Origin of the sequence: Clostridium mediterraneense, from assembly GCF_900091705.1 — a bacterium.
Classification (GTDB): Bacteria; Bacillota; Clostridia; order Clostridiales; family Clostridiaceae; genus Sarcina; species Sarcina mediterraneense.
Genome location: NZ_LT594785.1, coordinates 373,324 through 392,646 on the forward strand (window position 1 = coordinate 373,324; position 19,323 = coordinate 392,646).

The following is a 19,323-nucleotide window of genomic DNA, read 5'->3' on the forward strand; positions in this document are numbered from 1 at the left end:
ATAAAATATTATATTTATGGGAATACATTGTAAAAATATAAGTAATACTTTATACTATATACTTATTGTAGATTTAACATAAGGGGGATATTATGGATAAACAAAAAGAATTGGGAAACCAATCAGTGATAAAATTACTAGTACAGTATTCACTTCCAGCTATAATAGCAATGATGGTTAATTCACTATATACAACTGTTGATAGAATGTTTATAGGAAGAATACCTGGAATAGGCTCAATAGCTATGAGTGGTGTTGGAATGACTATGCCTATTACATATGTTGTAATGGGACTCGGGATGTTAATTGGTGTTGGTACAGCTGCAAGTATTTCTATAAAACTTGGAGCTCAAAAAAGAGGAGTTGCAGAAAAGTTACTTGGAAATGCTGTTACACTTACTATAATAATTAGTGCTATAGTTACAGTTTTAGGTCTAGCTTTTTCAGGTAAGATATTATCTATGCTTGGAACAAGTGAATTAACTTTAAAATATGCTATACAATTTATAAATATATTATTAGCAGGAACAATATTTAATGTTGCAGGGTTTGCTTTAAATCAAACTATAAGATCTGATGGAAATCCTAAAATAGCTATGGTTACTATGCTTATAGGAGCTATAACTAATATAGTATTAGATCCTATATTTATTTTTGTATTTGATCTTGGAATAGCAGGTGCTGCTTATGCAACAGTAATATCACAAGCAGTTTCAACCATATTTATTATTCATTATTTTACAAAGGGTAAATCTAATTTAAAAATAAAAAAAGAAAACTTAAAGCTTGAGAGACCTTTAGTTTTAAAAATATTTGCTATCGGTATGGCACCTTGTGCTATGCAAATTGCAGCTAGTTTAGTTCAAGTTGTATCTAATTCAGCTTTAATTAAAAATGGTGGAGATGATGCTGTTGCAGCAATGGCTATAATATCATCTATTTCAATGATATTTTTAATGCCTATTTTTGGATTGAATCAAGGGTCTCAGCCGATAGTAGGATTTAATTATGGTGCAAAAAAATATATAAGAGTTAAACAAGCACTTTTATATCCTATAATAGTTGCAACTATTATATGTTCTATTGGAGCTGTATTAATTCAGGTTTTTCCAGAGTATGCAATAAAATTATTTAATGATGATCCAAGTCTTATTAAAACAGGTAGTATAGGAATAAGAATTTTCCTTTCAATGTTACCTATAATAGGATTCCAAATAATAAGTTCAAACTACTTCCAAGCTGTTGGTAAAGCTAAAGTCGCTATGTTTTTAAGTTTACTTAGACAAGTTATACTTTTAATACCATTACTTATTATCTTACCAAACTTCTGGGGACTTACAGGTGTTTGGCTTGCTGGAGCTATTGCAGATTTAGTTTCATCAATAGTTACAGGTGCATTTATAGTTAGAGAAATGAAACTTCTTCATAAACAAGAAGAGGCTGAATTAGTAGCTGATGCTATATAAAATAAAAGCTTAGTCTTATTTTAAGGCTAAGCTTTTTTTGTTCTAAATTATAAGTAATTAAGAAATAAATGGATAGGTATTTTATTTTTTAATTTACAAATACAATAGGTATTTTATTATTAATAATAAAGGTAAACCTTATTTGAAAATTTATATTAATTAATAAATATACAGTTTTTTATATATATAATATTTTTATAGACTTGTAATATAAGTATAGTTACTAATAAACTAAAATTAGAATTAGAATAGAATTAGAAAATTAATATAGGAGAAAAAACAAATGAATAATAAGATGTTATTTAAACTGATGTCTACTGTAACTGTAGCAGGAACAATTATAGCTACTATTATTATATTACCTACTGTTCAACAAAGAAGTAATAGAATAGTACGTAATGAATTATTATTAACTCATAGAGAACCAAGTACATATAATACTGCCCATGAAAATAACTTGATTTTATATAGTAATTATCAAGAGGGTGACTTAGATGGAATAAATGTTAAAGGATATGTAAAAGAAGATATGCAATTAATGTCTAATCCATTTAAAGGTTCCACTGTAATAGGAAATATAAAAAAAGGTAGTACAATAAATGTATTAGCAAGAATTGCTTTATGGTATAAAGTTGAATATAATGGTAATGTAGGTTATATTTTTTCAAGAAATACTGAATACAAAAACCCTGTAGATATATAAATCTACAGGGTTTATTTTTGCTAAGACACTTATAATTTTAAAGAATACCTTCTTGTTTTAGTACTTCTTCTAGTTCGTGAACTTTTTCTGTTAAAGATACAAACTTATTTTTTAGGTCATCTTTTGAAAGACTTCCACTTTGTAAACTTTCCTCTAAAGATTCTATTGTTTTTAAAGCTGCATCAATATCCTCTTGGGCTAATTTTAAGTTGTTTTCGTTCATAATTAAATCTCCTTTATGCTTAATTAGCTTACAATATAAAATTTATGTTAAGCAAAGTCTTTAACATAAATATTTTGATATAAGACATTCTAGAGAAACTAGAAGGACTAAATCTATAATTTTATGTTATCACTACTAATTTTTTTATGCAAGGCATATATTATACAGAAATTAATAAGTGTTAAGGAGAGAATTATGATTAATTACATATGGTTTGGAATTATAGCACTTGGAGTAATTGTCGGACTTATTACAGGACAAGGAGAAGCAATATCTGCAGGAATAATAAACTCAGCAGAAGGGACTACAAAATTTATTATTTCATTAGTTGGTATAATGTGTTTTTGGTGTGGAGTTATGAAGATAGCAGAAAAAAGTGGGCTTACAGGAAAGCTAGCCAATATATTAAAACCTATCTTAAAAAAATTATTTAAAGAAGCTTCAAAGAGTGAAGAAGCAATGGGAGCTATAGTTATGAATCTAACAGCTAATATGTTTGGATTAGCTAATGCAGCAACTCCTTTTGGACTTAAAGCTATGCAGGAACTTGATAAACTTAATAGAGAAAAAGGTAAGGCTACTAATGATATGGCTCTATTTTTAGTTATGAATGCAGCTTGTATTCAATTTATGCCATCAACTGTTATATCTATAAGGGCAGCAGCAGGTTCACAATCACCAGCTTCTATAGTACTTCCAGCTATTCTTGCAACAGCAGTAGCTGCTATAAGTGGGATAATTATATGTAAATTATTGCAGAGATATTTTTAGGGGGATAATATATGAAGTATTTAGCTAATTCTTTAATACCAATAATATTAGTTGTTATTGTTATATATGGGATGTTTAAAGGTGGAAAAGTTTATGAATGGTTTTTAGAGGGAGCAAAAGAGGGGCTTGGCATTTGTATGAAGATATTCCCCGCACTTTTAGCTATGATAGTTGCAGTAAGAATATTTAAAGAAGCAAATTTATTAGAATATATGAATAATTTTCTTGAGCCAGTAGTTTCATTAATTGGTTTACCAACAGATCTTATATCTCTTGTTCTTATAAAGCCATTATCAGGTAGCGGAGCACTTGGAATATTTACAGATATATTAAATACAGTTGGACCTGATACTAGAACTGGACTTATAGCATCTGTACTTATGGGAACTACAGAAACTATATTTTATACAGTAACTATATATTTTGGAGCAGTAGGAGTTAAAAAAATAAGACATACAATGTGGGCAGCAGTTATGGCTGATATAGTAGCACTTATAATGGCTATTACTATGGTTGATATATTTTTTTAGTTTAAAATAATTAAGGAGTTATCTAATTTTTAGATAACTCCTTTTGCATAAATAAAAGGGATTATTTTATTGTGTGAAGCCATAGGCTCCTATTCTAGGAAAAGACTAATTAGTCAAGTCTTCTATTGCTTGGTTAAAACTATTTATGAATATTAAAGTTATGTCTTGATATATGTCTGTTCCGTATTCAGTAATTAATTTTTGAGGATAATATGCATTTTTAGAACAAATGGGATGTTGTCCTATTTGAATGAGGGAAGTAGCATATTATTTTAAAGATTACTGAATATGGTTGCTTAGAAGTTTATAAATTCTCATCTTTTGTATATAACATAAAGTTTTCCTAGCAATATTTTTTTATTTAGAGTTTATTTTATATAAGCTAATATAAATGATATAAGTTAGTTCGGTAAAGTGAGTGATCTATTATAATACTATTCACTTATATTAGCCAATATTGGATTAATTCCGTTATTAAATATAGATTTAATAACAAGATAATTGTAGTTTTTTTAGGAAGTTAAAACAAAGTATAGATTAATACAAATATTTACTTCAAGTATTGAATTTTACAAATATTCTTTAAATACTCTTTTTTATAATTAAATACTCAATCATTCAAAGTTTAGAAGTATTATAATAATTTAATAAGCTATTTTATAGATTTTAAAGTATGAAAAAGATATAAATTAACAAAAAAAATAATAAAAAAATATATTTTTAATTTTTAGAAAATTTATATGAAAAGTTTATTTAAAAGTAAATAAATTTGATAATAAATTAACAAAAGAAAACGATTATAATACTAATATAAGCCTATAAAGAATAGATATAGATAAGAATAAAAAAAAATCGACAAAAAACTATTGACCAAATAAAAAAATGTATGTTAAAATATTATCAAATGTTAGGGAAAATAAACCATAACTAGAAAATTAGTGGGAATAAAATAATTAAAAATGTGTTTTTCAAGTATGGTAAAAATAAACTGTGAAAGGATTGGTCGTAATTATTTACACATTTATAATTACGGTTTAAGGTGGTATTTATGAAAGTTACTAATGTAGAAGAACTAAGATTAAGACTAGAGCAAATTAGGGAAGCTCAAAAAATATATGCTAAGTTTAGTCAAGAAAAGGTAGATGAAATTTTTAGAGCAGCAGCTATGGCAGCTAATAATGCTAGAATTTCACTTGCTAAACAAGCAGTTGAAGAATCAGGAATGGGAATTGTTGAAGATAAGGTTGTTAAGAACCACTTTGCTTCAGAATATATATATAACAAATATAAAGATGAGAAAACTTGTGGAGTGATTGAAAGAGATGAATCATTCGGAATAACAAAAGTTGCTGAGCCAATAGGAGTAGTTGCTGCAGTAATTCCAACAACTAACCCAACATCAACAGCAATATTTAAGGCTTTAATAGCATTAAAAACAAGAAATGCTGTACTTTTCTCACCTCACCCAAGAGCTAAGAATGCTACAATAGCAGCAGCTAAAGTTGTTTTAGATGCAGCAGTTAAGGCTGGAGCTCCAGAAGGAATTATTGGATGGATTGATGAAGGATCATTAGAAATGACACAAGTGCTAATGGCAGAAGCAGATATTACACTTGCAACAGGCGGGCCAGGAATGGTTAAATCAGCTTATTCATCAGGTAAACCAGCTATCGGGGTTGGAGCAGGTAATACACCAGCTATAATTGATGAAACAGCTCATATAAAAATGGCAGTAAGTTCAATCTTACTTTCAAAAACATTTGATAATGGAGTTATTTGTGCTTCAGAGCAAACAGTTTTAGTTGTAGATTCAATCTATGATGAAGTTAAAAAAGAGTTTGCTGATAGAGGAGCTTACTTCTTAAAAGGAAAAGAAGTGGACAAGGTCAGAAAGACAATATTAATAAATGGAGCATTAAATGCTAATATAGTTGGTCAATCAGCATATAAAATAGCTGAAATGGCTGGAGTTAAAGTTCCAGAAGATGCTAAGGTATTAATAGGTGAAGTTGAATCAGTAGAATTAGAAGAAGAATTCTCACATGAAAAATTATCACCAGTACTTGGTATGTATAGAGTTAAAGATTTCGATGAAGCTCTAGTAAAAGCTGAAAGATTAGTTGAACTTGGTGGATTTGGACATACATCAGTTTTATATACAGATACAAACATTTCAAAGGATAGAGCTGAAAAGTTTGGAGCTACTATGAAAACAGGTAGAACAATAATAAACATGCCATCAACACAAGGTGCTATAGGAGATTTATATAACTTTAAGCTAGCTCCATCATTAACACTTGGTTGCGGATCATGGGGTGGAAACTCTGTTTCAGAAAACGTTGGTCCAAAGCATCTTATAAATGTTAAGAGTGTTGCTGAGAGGAGAGAAAATATGCTTTGGTATAGAATTCCAGAAAAAGTTTACTTTAAATCAGGTTCATTAGGAGTTGCTTTAAGAGAGCTTAAAGATTTAAAGAAAAAGAAAGTATTTATCGTAACAGATAGAGTTCTTGCAGATTTAGGATATGTAGATAAGATAACAAAAGTATTAGAAGAAATAGATGTAGATTTCAGAGTATTTAGTGATGTTACACCAGATCCAACACTTGCTGTTGCTAAAAAAGGTGCAGAAGCTATGTTAAGTTATAATCCAGATACAATTATTGCTCTTGGTGGAGGTTCACCAATGGATGCAGCTAAAATTATGTGGGTATTATATGAACATCCAGAAGTTAACTTTGATGATTTAGCTATGAGATTTATGGATATTAGAAAGAGAGTTTATAAATTCCCAACAATGGGTGAAAAGGCTATGATGATTTCAATACCAACATCAGCTGGTACTGGTTCAGAAGTTACACCATTCGCTGTTATTACTGATGAAAAGACAGGAGTTAAATATCCATTAGCAGATTATGAGTTAACTCCAGATATGGCTATAGTAGATGCTGAGCTTATGATGAATATGCCTAAGGGATTAACATCAGCATCAGGTATAGATGCTTTAACTCATGCAATAGAAGCTTATGTTTCAGTTCTTGCATCAGAATTTACAAATGGTCAAGCTTTAGAAGCTATTAGATTAATATTCAAATACTTACCAGATGCTTATAACAATGGTAGAGTTGATGTTAAGGCTAGAGAAAAAATGGCTCATGCTTCAACAATGGCTGGTATGGCATTTGCAAATGCTTTCCTTGGAGTTTGTCACTCAATGGCACATAAACTTGGAGCAGAACATCATATAGCTCACGGAGTAGCTAATGCAGTATTAATCAACCATACAATTAAGTTTAATGCTGTTGATAATCCAAGAAAGCAAGCTGCTTTCCCTCAATATAAATATCCAAATGCTAAGTGGAGATATGCTAAGATTGCAGACTACTTAAATCTTGGTGGAAATACTGAGGATGAAAAGGTTGATAACTTAATTAAGGCTATTGAAGAATTAAAGGCTAAAGTTGGAATTCCAGCAAGCATAGCTGAATGTGGAGTAAGTAAACAAGCATTCTATGCTTCACTTGATAAAATGAGTGAAGAAGCATTTGATGACCAATGTACAGGAGCTAACCCAAGATATCCATTAATAAGTGAAATCAAGCAAATGTATATTAATGCTTATGAAGGAAATGTTGAAAGAGTTTAATAAAGAAATATCACCATCCTTTCGATGATATTAAATATAAAGGAGCTGTCTATGTTTAGACAGCTCTTTTTTAATTTAAAGATAAAATTAACTGTTCAAAAGATATAATTTTTTCTAGATATGATATAATTTTATTAATGCTACATTGGGGAAATAAGCATTAATAAACAGCTAAAGGGGCGTGTATTTATGAAAAATATTACTTTTAAAAATAATAGAGAGAGACTAGTTAATAAAATAGAGGATAATTCAGTAATTATAGCTTTTGCTGGAGAAGCTAGGTATAAGAGTGCTGATGAGAAGTTTCCTTTTACACCAAATAGAAACTTTTATTATCTAACAGGAATAGATGAAGAACAAGATATTTTACTTATTAAGAAAATCAATGGTGAAGTATCAGAAACTTTATTTATAAATGAAATAGATGAAGTTATGGCTAAATGGGTAGGAGCAACATTTACTGTTGAAGAAGCTAATGAAAAATCAGGAGTTGATGATATAGCTTATCTTGATGGATTCTTATCACAACTTAATATTCTTTTAAAATCAGGGGACATAGAAAATGTATATCTTGATTTAGAAAGAAGAGGCTTTGATGAAGATCAAAGAACAGGAGCAGCATTTGCAGTTAAATTAAAAGAAAGATATCCAGAAATAGTTATTAAGGATTTCTATAATCTTGTTTCAGAACTTAGACTTGTAAAGAATGATGAAGAGATTTCTGAAATGAGAAAGGCTATAGAAATAACTAAAGGCGGTATTGAAGCTTTAATGAAAAATTCAAAACCTGGAATGATAGAATATGCTCTAGAAGCTCATTTTGATTTTTATTTAAAACAACATGGAGTTAAGGATTTTGCATTTAAGACTATAGCTGGTTCAGGAAAGAATGCGGCAATTTTACATTACTCAGATAATAATTCAGAAATTCAAGATGGAGATTTAATTCTTTTTGATTTAGGTGCACAAGTTAATTATTATAATGCTGATGTTAGTAGAACATTCCCTGCAAACGGTAAGTTCACAGCTAGACAAAAAGAAATATATGAAGCAGTTCTTGATGTAAATGAAAGAATTATAGAAATGATGAAGCCAGGAATTACTATGAAAGAAGTTAATGATACAGCTAATGATATGATAGCTAAAAAATGTGTTGAACTTGGTTTAGTAGAAGATGAAAAAGATTATAAAAAATATTACTTCCACTCAATAGGACATAGTCTTGGATTAGATACTCATGATGTAGGTAAAAGATGGGGAGAACTTAAAGAAGGAATGGTTTGGACAGTAGAACCAGGTCTTTATATACCAGAAGAAAATATAGGAATAAGAATAGAAGATGATGTTCTTATTACTAAGGATGGTAATGAAGTTTTAACTAAAGATATTATAAAGTCAGTTAAAGATATAGAAGAGTTTATGTCAAATAATAAGTAAAAATATATGAACAAGTTATAAATTATATAGAAAGTATATTGCATATTTCTTACAGTTAATGTATAAATATAGATATAAAATAAGTGAATATTTTTAAAGAGGTAGAGGCGCGATTATTAAGAGTAGTTTTATGGAGTAGAAGTGCTAAGATGTAAAATGAAAGGAAGAATCGCCGAAGTTATATAAATATACTTTAAGTTTATATTGCTGGGTCTGTATAGAATATATGCAGGACTGTCACGTATGTGGAGAGCTATCATCGAAGGATTTCTATTTAATTTTGATTGTTTTAAATATTTGGATATATTTAAGAATCCTAGGTGTGCGCCTAGGATTCTTTTTTATTGCCTCTTTAAGTCATATCACAAATTTAAGGAGGTTTTATTAATGAAAAAGAGAATTAGTATTTTTACAGCTATGTTAACTTTGAATATTTTATTATTCTCTACAGTAGCTTTTGCTAGTGAAAATGTTGGAGTAGCAAATGCAAATAAGTTTGGTATTTGGACTATACTACCACCACTTGTTTCAATAGTTTTAGCTTTTATAACAAAGAATGTTGTTGTTTCCTTATTCTTAGGAACTATTATTGGATGTGTAATGCTTTATGTTACAGATAGTAATATATTTATAGCTTTGATTCAGGGATTTATGGATTTTGTTAATAGAGTTTTAGAATCACTTGCAGATTCTTGGAATGCAGGTATTATTCTTCAGGTATTAGTTATTGGGGGAATAATTCATCTTGTTGGTAAAATGGGAGGAGCTAAGGCTATAGCTGAAGCTCTAGCTAGAAAAGCAAAGACAGTAAGAAGTGGTCAGCTTACTACTTTCTTACTTGGACTTGCAGTTTTCTTTGATGATTATGCAAATTCTTTAATAGTTGGACCTATAATGAGACCAGTTGCAGATAAGCTTAAGATTTCAAGAGAAAAACTTGCTTTTGTAATTGATGCAACAGCAGCTCCAGTAGCTGGACTTGCTATAATTTCAACATGGATAGGGCTTGAAGTTGGACTTATAGGAGATGCTTTTAATAGTATAGGACAATCTGTAGATGCTTTTGGAGTATTTCTTCAAACAATTCCATATAGATTTTATAATATTTTAATCTTAGCTTTTGTACTTATTTCAGCTATAACTCTTAGAGAGTTTGGTCCAATGTATAAAGCAGAGCTTAATGCTAGAAAAGGGATAAGAAATAAAGAGGTAAGTTCACATTCAAAAGAGCAAATTGATGAAGTAATAAATGAATTAGAGCCAAAAGAAGGTGTAAAGCTTAGTATTTGGAATGCAATAATACCAGTAGGGTCATTAATAGTATTTTCACTTATAGCATTTTATTATAGTGGATATTCAACAATAATGGCTGGAAATGATACAGCACTTAAGGTACTTATTAATGAATCACCATTTGGATTTACAGCAATACAACAAACTTTCTCAAATGCTGATGCTTCAATTGCTTTATTCCAATCAGCTTTAATATCATCAATTATAACTATTGCTTTAGCAGTTGGAAAAAAGATATTTACACTTTCAGAAGCAATAGAAAATTGGATAGAAGGAATGAAGGGATTAGTTATTACAGGAGTAATTTTACTTCTTGCATGGAGTTTAAGTTCAGTTACTAAGGAAGTTGGAACAGCTCAATATCTAGTTGATATTTTATCAAATACAGTACCAGCATTTATACTTCCATCTATAATATTTATCTTAGGTTCAGTAATTGCTTTTGCAACTGGAACAGCATATGGGACTATGGGAATATTAATGCCACTAGCAATTCCACTTTCATATACAATTTCAAGTGGTGATATGAATCTTGTAATAATTTCAACATCAGCAGTTCTTACAGGAGCAATATTTGGAGATCACTGTTCACCTATTTCAGATACAACTATATTATCATCAACAGGAGCAGGATGTAATCATATAGACCATGTTAAGACTCAAATATTCTATGCAATTTTTGTTGGAGTAGTTGCAATATTATTTGGATATATACCAGCAGGACTTGGTTTAAATGTTTGGATAACTCTTATTATGGGAGTAGCAGTAATAACGATTTTCTTAATGATTGTAGGTAAAAGAGTTGATAAAGATGAGATAGGTGCTAAGGTAGATGAAGATATAAGCGATAAGAATATCAAAACTTTATAATAAATATAAAAACCAGCTATTATTAGCTGGTTTTTTATTTAAAATAGATTTATTTTATCTTTCACGTCTTTTGCATCTTTTGGTGGGAAAATATATATGTTAATTATTATTGAAATTACTATCCCTACAAGTGTTTCAAATATTCTACTTATATTATAGACATAATTTGAGTAATCTCTTGTTAGTAATAAATTAGCTAAAAAAACTATACAAGCTATTGATACAGAACCTGGCTTATTTAATAAGGTACATATATATATCACTATTATAGATAGTCCAGTTATTAGTATAGTTTCAAACCAGAAATTACTGTAATAAGATAATAAGAATGTAGCGAATAAGCCAACACAACCACCTATTAAAGTTCCAATCATTCTATTTTTGCCCATTTTTAATGAATTTTCAAATGAGTCTCCCATACAAATAACGGCTGCTATGCAGGCATAAAATGATGAGTCAAATCCTAGAAGCTTTAACACTATAATTGATAAAAATATAGCTAGGGCTGTTTTTAAGTTTCTTGCACCGATTTTTGGGAGTTTGTATTTATCCATAAATATCCTCCTTTACACTTTATTTTATTATATCATATTAGTTTTAATTAAATTTTTATGAGTTGATATTATTAATGAAAAATAACAATATTTATAGAAAATTATAATTTAAAATTCAGATTAATGATAAAATAGAGGATGAAGGACTAAAAGGAGGTAATTAGGTGTTTTGCATGGATGAAACTGAAAAGGAAAAAAATAAAGCTTATTTTGAATTAAAGGAAAGTTCGAGAAGTTCATTAGAAGAGTATTATTATAATTGTTTAATTTTTGCTGCTTTTGCTATTGGGGCTTTTGTATTATATATTTCCGAGGGAATATCAAGAGGAATATTTCTAGTATTAGATTTAGCTCTTATGTTTAAACTATTAAAGAATCTTTGGAATTTAAAAAAGACTAAACAAAAGGAAAATTTAAATATAGAATATCAAATTAAGTACTTAAGAAATATTTTTACTTTTAATGTAATCATAATAGCTGAAGCTATTATAAGACATTTTCTAAATTTAAACATAGTTATAGTTCAATATTTAGCTATAGCAGTAGCTGTTTATGCTTCTGTATTTTTAGTTCATAAGCTTTGGAAAATGTATATTAAAAAAGAGCATTATAATTCTATTGAAGCGGGAGAATATTATAAGGTTATCAAAAAGCAAAGTTCTAAACATAAGATATTTGTAATGATAGCATTATTTTTAATATTATGTTTAGTAATCATTAACTTTATGAATATACTACCTTCAACTGCTTTAATTATATTTATGACTGTATGTTATGCCTTTTTACTATTTGCAGCTATTGATGCTAGATGTAATCTTTCAGTTCAGCATGAACTTTTAGAAAAAGGTGAAATATTTAATATAGAAGTACAAGAATTCTTTGAAGATCTTGATGAAGAAGATGAAGAATTAGAAGAGGATATTGAAGAAAATATTGAAGATAATTTTGAAGAAGAAAAATTAGAAAATGATTATACAGACATATTTGAAGAAAGAGAAAATACAATTTAAAATAGATTGACATTGTATCTTTAAAAAGCATATAATTTATATGTAAATGCTATGAAGAGAAGAGTAGTAAAGTGAAATGTGCAAAAGAGAGCTGGGGTGCTGAGAACCAGAGACAGGAAACTTTATGAAGATGGCCTCTGAGCTTGTTTTCTGAGGAATTTATTCTTAGGAAAATACGGGAGCAACCGTTATATTGCTAAAGTAATTAATTTTTGCATAGTGTGTCCAAAAAATATATTTATGCGTATTAATATAAACAATTGTCCAAATCTGTGCAAAATTTTTTTACTTATTGAGATAGTTTTAGTGATAGAACTATGAATTAGAGTGGTAACGCGTAATTAACGCCTCTATGGGATTTTCTCATAGAGGTTTTTTTATATAAAGATTTAGGAGGATAAGATGATGAGTAAGAAATTTTATATTACAACACCTATTTATTACCCATCAGCAAAGTTACATATAGGAAATACTTATACAACTGTAGCTGCTGATGCACTTGCTAGATTTAAAAGATTAACAGGATATGACGTTATGTTCTTAACAGGAACAGATGAACATGGACAAAAAATTCAAAGAAAAGCTGAAGAAAAAAATGTTACTCCAAAAGAATATGTTGATGAAATAGTTGCAGGTATAAAAGACCTTTGGAGCATGATGGACATTAAATATGATAAATTTATAAGAACAACTGATGATTATCATATGAAAACAGTTCAAAAGATATTTAAAAAATTATATGATCAAGGTGATATTTATAAGAGTGTTTATGAAGGACTTTATTGTACACCTTGTGAATCATTCTGGACAGAAAATCAATTAGTAGATGGAAAGTGCCCAGACTGTGGAAGAGATGTAGAACCAGCTAAGGAAGAAGCTTACTTCTTTAAAATGAGTAAATATGCTGATAGATTAATAAAGTATATTGAAGATAATCCACACTTTATACAACCAGAATCAAGAAAGAATGAAATGCTTAATAATTTCTTAAGACCAGGTCTTCAAGATTTATGTGTTTCAAGAACAAGTTTTAATTGGGGAATTCCAGTTGAATTCGACCCAGATCATGTAACTTATGTTTGGATAGATGCTTTATCAAACTATATAACTGCTTTAGGTTATGGTCAAGAAAATGATGAACTTTTCAAAAAGTTCTGGCCTGCTGATGTTCACTTAATAGGTAAAGATATTTTAAGATTCCATACAATTTACTGGCCAATTATGTTAATGGCTTTAGGAGAAGAACTTCCAAAGCAAGTATTTGGTCATGGATGGTTACTTGTTAACGGTGGAAAAATGTCTAAATCAAAAGGAAATGTTGTAGACCCAGTTGTTTTAATAAATGAATTTGGAGTAGACCCAGTTAGATATTATCTATTAAGAGAAATACCATTTGGTTCAGATGGATTATTTAATAATGAAACATTTATTAAAAAGACAAATTCAGATTTAGCTAACGACCTTGGTAATTTATTATCAAGAACAATAGCTATGGTTTGCAAATACTTTGATGGAGTTATTCCAGCACCAACAGCTAAAGAAGCTATAGATGATGAACTTATCAATTTAGCTCTTGAAACTCCAAAGAAAGTTGAAGCTTACATGGAAAACTACAAGATTCCAGAAGCTCTTGCAAGCATATGGGAACTTATAGGTAGAGCTAATAAATATATTGATGAAACAATGCCTTGGATACTTGCTAAGGATGAAGAAAAGAAAGAAAGACTTGGAACAGTTATGTATAACTTAATGGAATCATTAAGATTTGCATCAGTTTTAGTTTCCCCATTCTTACCATCAACAAGCGAAAAGATAAATGAACAATTAAAGACAGACGTTATTAGTTGGGAAAGTCTTGCTAGCTTCGATGGAACAAAAGTAGGCGTAAAAGTTGAAAAAGGAGAAGTTATCTTCCCAAGAATTGATGTTGAAGCTAAACTTGCTGAGCTTGAAGAATTAAGATTAAAAGCATTAGCAGAAGCTAAAGCAGAAGTTAATGAAGAAGTAATAAAAAATCCTATTAAAGAAGAAATTACAATAGATGATTTTGAAAAAATAGATTTAAGAGTTGTTAAGGTTCTTGAATGTGAACCAGTTAAAAAAGCTAAGAAACTTTTAAAATTAAAAGTTGATTTAGCAGGAGAAGAAAGACAAGTAATTTCAGGAATAGCAATGCACTATAAACCAGAAGAATTAGTTGGTAAATATGTTGTTTTAGTTGCTAATTTAAAACCTGTAACATTAAGAGGTGAATTATCACAAGGTATGATTCTTGCAGCAGCACCTTCAGATGATTCAGAATTATTACTTGTTAATCCAGGAGAATTAAAGACAGGAAGCCAAGTTAGATAATTGACTTTATAAGATAAACATTAGAGCTTTTCAAAGTATTTCTTTGAAAAGCTCTTTTTTAAAATTAGATTGGGGGTAAGAAAATGAATATTATTGTAGGAAATGCTTTGCCATATGCAAATGGATTATTACATATAGGGAGAGTTTCTTCATGGATGCCAGGTGATGCTATAGCTAGATATCATAGAGCAAAAGGTGATAATGTTATTTTTATTTCAGGTTCAGACTGTCATGGGGAGCTTGTATTAAAAAAAGCAAAAGAATTAGATAAATCACCAAGAGTTGTGAGTAGTCATTTTCATAAAGATTTTGAAGAAAAGTTTAAAGAATTAGATTTTTCTTTTGATTATTTTACAAAGACGGATTCTGATTATCATAAGGAAAATGTTAAAGAGTTTATTAAGACTCTTTATAATAGGGGCTATATTTATAAACTTAATGTAGAGGAAGATTTTTGTGAGCATTGTAATGAAAGCGTAGGAGATAGATTTATAGAAAACAATATCCATACTGTTTGTGGGAAAAAGATTATAAAAAAATCTGTGGATAAATTATTTTTTAAGTTATCCACATTTGAAGATTATTTAAAAGGATTAGTTTCTAAAGATTTATCTTGGAGAGAAAATGCTCTAAAACTTAGTAAGAAATATTTAGATGAAGGGCTTAGAGACAAGCCTATTAATAGAGACATAGAATGGGGAATTGATGTTCCAATAGAAGGCTTTACTGATCAAAAGATTTATGTTTGGATTGAAGCTGTTATGGCTTATTTAACTGCAACAAAAAAATGTATAGAAGAAAAAGGTGAAAAGTTTGAGGATTATTGGGGAGGTAAAGATTCAAGATTATATCTACTTCATGGAAAAGAAAATATACCTTTCCATACTATAACTTTTCCAGCTATTGTTGCAGGACTTGGATATGAAAATATTAATATTAGAATATTATCATCTGAACATATGGATCTTGAAGGAAAGAAATTTTCAACAAATAGAAATTGGGTTATTTGGCTAGATGATATTATTGATAGATACGATAGTGATACTATAAGATATTATTTTTTAACACATGGAGCTGAGAAAAGAAATTCTAATTTTACTTGGAAGGATTTTATTAATGTTCATAATAATGAGCTTCTAGGTATCTATGGTAATTTTATAAATAGAAGTCTGAGCTTTGTTGAAAAATATTATAATGGAAACTTAGAAAAGCAAAGAATAAATAAATCTATTCAAAATCAAATAGAAGAGACTTATAAAATAGTTTCAAGTTCTATTGAAAAAGGAAATTTAAGAGAAGCTACTAAAAGTATTTTAAATCTTGCTATTAGAGGTAGTGAATATTTTGATGCTGAAAAACCATGGATACTTTTTAGAAATGATCCAATGAGATGCAAGGAAGTAATATATAATTGTTCTATTATTGTGGCTAATCTTTCAAATCTTTTGAATCCTATAATACCTAAAACAGCAGATAGGATAAGAAAAATTTTGGAGATTAAAGAAATTTGTTTTAATCCAATAATTTTAGATGAGATTAATGTAGGTAAAGTTGAATTACTATTTAATAGGATAGATAAAAAAAAGATATCCGAGGAAGTGTTTAGACTTAAAAATAAAAGAAAAATCTAAATAAAAAATGAAGACCTAGGTTCCGTTACCTAGGTCTTCTTGGTGAAAAGAAATATACTTGGAACTGTTTAAGGGGGACAAATCCCAAGCATATTTAATTTAAGGGGTAAAATTAAATTAGTGTTTTAGCTACGTTACATTTATAAATATACTACTGCTATATGGCAAAAATGTGTCAAATATAAAAAGTAATGATAAAGTAATCTTTATGTAATAAAATTATATTTTTTAAATTTTTAAAAACAAAAAAAGACCTAGGTTTCCGTTACCTAGATCTTCTACTTGGTGAAAAGAAACATACCTCGGAACCGGTGTAAGGGGGACGAATCCCGAGGATGTTCAATTTAAGGGGTAAAATTAAATTAGTGTTTTAGCTACGTTACAAATATAATATTACTATCCTTATATGACAGTTAAGTGTCAATTATAAATTTTTTGTGAACTATTTTTAATTAAATAAATTCTTCTAATCTTTCAATATCTTTAATAATAATTTCTTTTCTATTATATTCAATTAATCCTTCATTTTTCATCTTTATAAGTTCTCTTGATAGAGATGGTCTTCTAACTCCAAGCTTTTCAGCCCATTCTTTTTTACTCATATGAGTTGTTATAGTTAGATTTGAAGTTTGGTTATATTTTGTTACTAGGAAATGAGATATCATTTCTCTTAGTGACTTCATACTAACTTGTTTTAATTTTGAATTAAGTATAAGAGCTTTATTTGAGAATAGTCTAAGTAATTCTTTTAAGAAATCTTGATTACTTGTACATAAAGCAAATATATAATCCTTTTTAATATGTATAACAGTGCAGTCTTCTTTAGCTACTACTGACATAGGGTATAGGTGTCTATCACCAAATAATAGTGCTTCACCAAATGAGTTACCAGTTTCAAAAGATGAAACTATAAGTATATTTCCATTAACATCTAATTTTTGAAGTTCAACTTTTCCATCTAATATTATGCTTAGGTGTTCACAATCTTCTTCTTCTATAAAGAGAACATCTTCAGCCTTATATGATTTAATATAATAATTATTAGAGTCCTTTAACTTTTGTATATCTTCATCTGAAAAGTTAGAGAAAAGTTTAGACTTCTTTAAATTTTCAAAATAATTCTCCATATAAGCCACCACTTTCTTGTTATTTATTTAAAATAGTCTTTAATTATGGTAATACATACTTTAATTATATACAATAGTATTATTAAATAAAGTTTAAAGAATTACAAAATGGAAGAAAAGAGAGGAAGTGTAGAAATAATATGCCATACATAATAGGAGCAATTTTAGGAGCTATTATTGGATATATTACGAATTGGTTAGCGATTAAGATGTTATTTAAACCACATACGGAGAAAAGGATTGGAGGAATTAAGGTTCCTTTTACACCTGGGCTTATTCCGAAGGAAAAACCAAGAATAGCTAAAAGTATAGCTGAAACTGTAAAAGAGCATCTTATAAATCCTGAAAGTATTAGTAATTCACTAAATACAGAAGAAGTTAAGGGGAAAGTAAAAGTTTCTGTAGAAAATAAGGTAAGCGAATTATTAAATGAAGAAGGTACATTAGAGCAAAGACTTAAAAAAATACTTAAAGAAAATTATAATGTGCAAGAAAAAAGAATTGAAGATAAGATATATAGTAAAGTTAATTTACTTTTAAAAGATGAATCAAATAAAGATTTAGCTTTGAAATACATAGTAAATATTCTAAAGGATAAATTAAAAGAAGAACCAACAATTGTTTTGGAATTTTTAGATAAACTTGATTTAAAGAATCTTATTGAAACAATTTCTGAAAAAGTTAATAAAGAAGAAATTGTTTTACTTGTGGAAAAAAATATAGAAAAGTTATCCACAGATTTATCAAAAAGTCAAAAATCTATAAAGGATGTAGTTCCAGAAAATTTAATGCAGGCTACTGAAAATATTGTTTATGATAACAAATGGATAATAGCAAATGAACTTTGTAATACTTTAAGAAGAGAAGAAGTTAGTTATAAAATAAAAAATGCTATTTTAAGTAAGATAGTTAAAGGGCCTATGGCATTTATGCTTCAAGGTATGATTGACGGTATATATGAAAAATTTGTAGAAGCAGTAAGTGACCACTTTACAGAAGAAGATAATGTTAATGAATTAGCTTCTTATATAGTTGAGTATATAGATAAATTTGCAGAAACAGAAGTTTCAGATATTCTAGAAAAATTACCTGAAGGATTAAATAAAGATATAGCACAATTTATAATTGAAAAATCTACTGGTATGATTTCAGATGATGCTAATCTTGAGCTTATTAAGAATAAGTTAAAAGATTATGTTAATAGTTTTAATTCTTATGATGAGCTAATAAGTAGTTTTGATTCAAATTATGTTCAAAAATTAGAAGTATTCATCAAGAAAATTATAGATGATTTAGTTTATAGTAAAGAAATTGATAGAATTATAAAGCAAGGAATAGCTCTTGCTAAAAATGAAATCTTATCTTATGAAATAAGTAAGGAAGAAGAAACTAAGAAAAATATTCTAGATACTATTTCAAAGCTTATAGATGATAATTATGAAAAGTTTGTAAGTAAAGATTTAAATGGAATCTTAGAACTTGTAGATATTGAAGCTATAGTTGAAGATCAAATTAATTCATTTGAAGTTGATTATGCAGAAAAAATAATTCTTGGAATAGCTAATAAGGAACTTAGTGCTATTACTTGGCTTGGAGCAGTTCTTGGAGGAATACTTGGAATATTATCTCCATTACTTTCAAGTCTTTATATGTAAAATGGCTTTATTAATTTTAAGAGATATATAATATTTAATTAAAGGGTATTTTCAA

The 19,323-nt window shown here is 28.5% G+C and carries 14 protein-coding genes, 1 riboswitch and 1 other annotated feature; of the genes, 11 read left to right on the top strand and 3 right to left on the bottom strand.

Translation table 11 applies throughout. The annotated features are described in order from the left end of the window. Positions 1-92: 92 nt before the first annotated feature. Both BN8917_RS03695 and BN8917_RS03700 read left to right on the top strand, forming a co-directional pair. Positions 93-1,466, top strand: a complete 1,374-nt coding sequence (locus tag BN8917_RS03695) for an MATE family efflux transporter (protein ID WP_066870821.1) — start codon at positions 93-95, stop codon at positions 1,464-1,466. Between the two features lie 283 nt (positions 1,467-1,749). Continuing rightward, the gene (locus BN8917_RS03700; protein WP_066870824.1) at positions 1,750-2,169 is read left to right on the top strand and encodes an SH3 domain-containing protein; all 420 of its coding nucleotides are present in this window, start codon (positions 1,750-1,752) and stop codon (positions 2,167-2,169) included. A gap of 37 nt (positions 2,170-2,206) precedes the next feature. Here the strand turns inward: BN8917_RS03700 and BN8917_RS03705 are convergent, their stop codons facing one another. Continuing rightward, complete coding sequence (locus tag BN8917_RS03705) at positions 2,207-2,392, bottom strand: hypothetical protein (RefSeq protein ID WP_066870827.1); 186 nt, start codon at positions 2,390-2,392, stop codon at positions 2,207-2,209. Between the two features lie 195 nt (positions 2,393-2,587). On the opposite strand from BN8917_RS03705, the gene BN8917_RS03710 reads away from it, so the two are divergent. The 5 genes from BN8917_RS03710 (at position 2,588) to BN8917_RS03730 (ending at position 10,939) form a co-directional block, all read left to right on the top strand. Then, positions 2,588-3,163, top strand: coding sequence for a nucleoside recognition domain-containing protein (locus BN8917_RS03710; RefSeq protein ID WP_066870830.1), 576 nt, complete (start codon positions 2,588-2,590; stop codon positions 3,161-3,163). 11 nt (positions 3,164-3,174) lie between these two features. Continuing rightward, positions 3,175-3,693 (top strand): spore maturation protein, encoded by a 519-nt coding sequence (locus BN8917_RS03715; protein WP_066870831.1) that lies wholly within the window; start codon positions 3,175-3,177, stop codon positions 3,691-3,693. 1,048 nt (positions 3,694-4,741) lie between these two features. Continuing rightward, a complete protein-coding gene (gene adhE, locus BN8917_RS03720) occupies positions 4,742-7,339 on the top strand; it encodes a bifunctional acetaldehyde-CoA/alcohol dehydrogenase (RefSeq protein WP_066870834.1) in 2,598 nt (865 codons plus the stop codon). A gap of 189 nt (positions 7,340-7,528) precedes the next feature. Next, positions 7,529-8,776, top strand: a complete 1,248-nt coding sequence (locus BN8917_RS03725; protein WP_066870837.1) for an aminopeptidase P family protein — start codon at positions 7,529-7,531, stop codon at positions 8,774-8,776. Positions 8,777-8,870: 94 nt separating this feature from the next. Next, positions 8,871-9,040: riboswitch (Lysine riboswitch) on the top strand. A gap of 123 nt (positions 9,041-9,163) precedes the next feature. Then, positions 9,164-10,939, top strand: a complete 1,776-nt coding sequence (locus tag BN8917_RS03730; protein ID WP_066870840.1) for a Na+/H+ antiporter NhaC family protein — start codon at positions 9,164-9,166, stop codon at positions 10,937-10,939. 38 nt (positions 10,940-10,977) lie between these two features. On the opposite strand, the gene BN8917_RS03735 is transcribed toward BN8917_RS03730, so the two are convergent. Next, positions 10,978-11,493, bottom strand: a complete 516-nt coding sequence (locus BN8917_RS03735; RefSeq protein ID WP_066870841.1) for an FUSC family protein — start codon at positions 11,491-11,493, stop codon at positions 10,978-10,980. 164 nt (positions 11,494-11,657) lie between these two features. Here BN8917_RS03735 and BN8917_RS03740 point away from each other — a divergent pair, with 164 nt between their 5' ends. The 3 genes from BN8917_RS03740 (at position 11,658) to metG (BN8917_RS03750) (ending at position 16,486) form a co-directional block, all read left to right on the top strand. Beyond that, entirely contained in the window at positions 11,658-12,503 is an 846-nt protein-coding gene (locus BN8917_RS03740; RefSeq protein WP_066870842.1) for a hypothetical protein, read from the top strand. Between the two features lie 42 nt (positions 12,504-12,545). Further along, positions 12,546-12,858: a binding site (T-box leader), on the top strand. A gap of 47 nt (positions 12,859-12,905) precedes the next feature. Beyond that, positions 12,906-14,855 (top strand): methionine--tRNA ligase, encoded by a 1,950-nt coding sequence (metG, locus tag BN8917_RS03745; protein ID WP_066870843.1) that lies wholly within the window; start codon positions 12,906-12,908, stop codon positions 14,853-14,855. Between the two features lie 83 nt (positions 14,856-14,938). Beyond that, on the top strand, positions 14,939-16,486 hold the full coding sequence (metG, locus tag BN8917_RS03750) for a methionine--tRNA ligase (protein ID WP_066870844.1): 1,548 nt from the start codon (positions 14,939-14,941) through the stop codon (positions 16,484-16,486). A gap of 452 nt (positions 16,487-16,938) precedes the next feature. Here metG (BN8917_RS03750) and BN8917_RS03755 read toward each other — a convergent pair whose 3' ends face one another. After that, entirely contained in the window at positions 16,939-17,613 is a 675-nt protein-coding gene (locus BN8917_RS03755; RefSeq protein WP_066870847.1) for a Crp/Fnr family transcriptional regulator, read from the bottom strand. Positions 17,614-17,753: 140 nt separating this feature from the next. Between BN8917_RS03755 and BN8917_RS03760 the strand changes: the two genes are divergently transcribed. Beyond that, positions 17,754-19,268, top strand: a complete 1,515-nt coding sequence (locus tag BN8917_RS03760; RefSeq protein ID WP_066870850.1) for a DUF445 family protein — start codon at positions 17,754-17,756, stop codon at positions 19,266-19,268. The last annotated feature ends 55 nt before the right edge of the window (positions 19,269-19,323 follow it).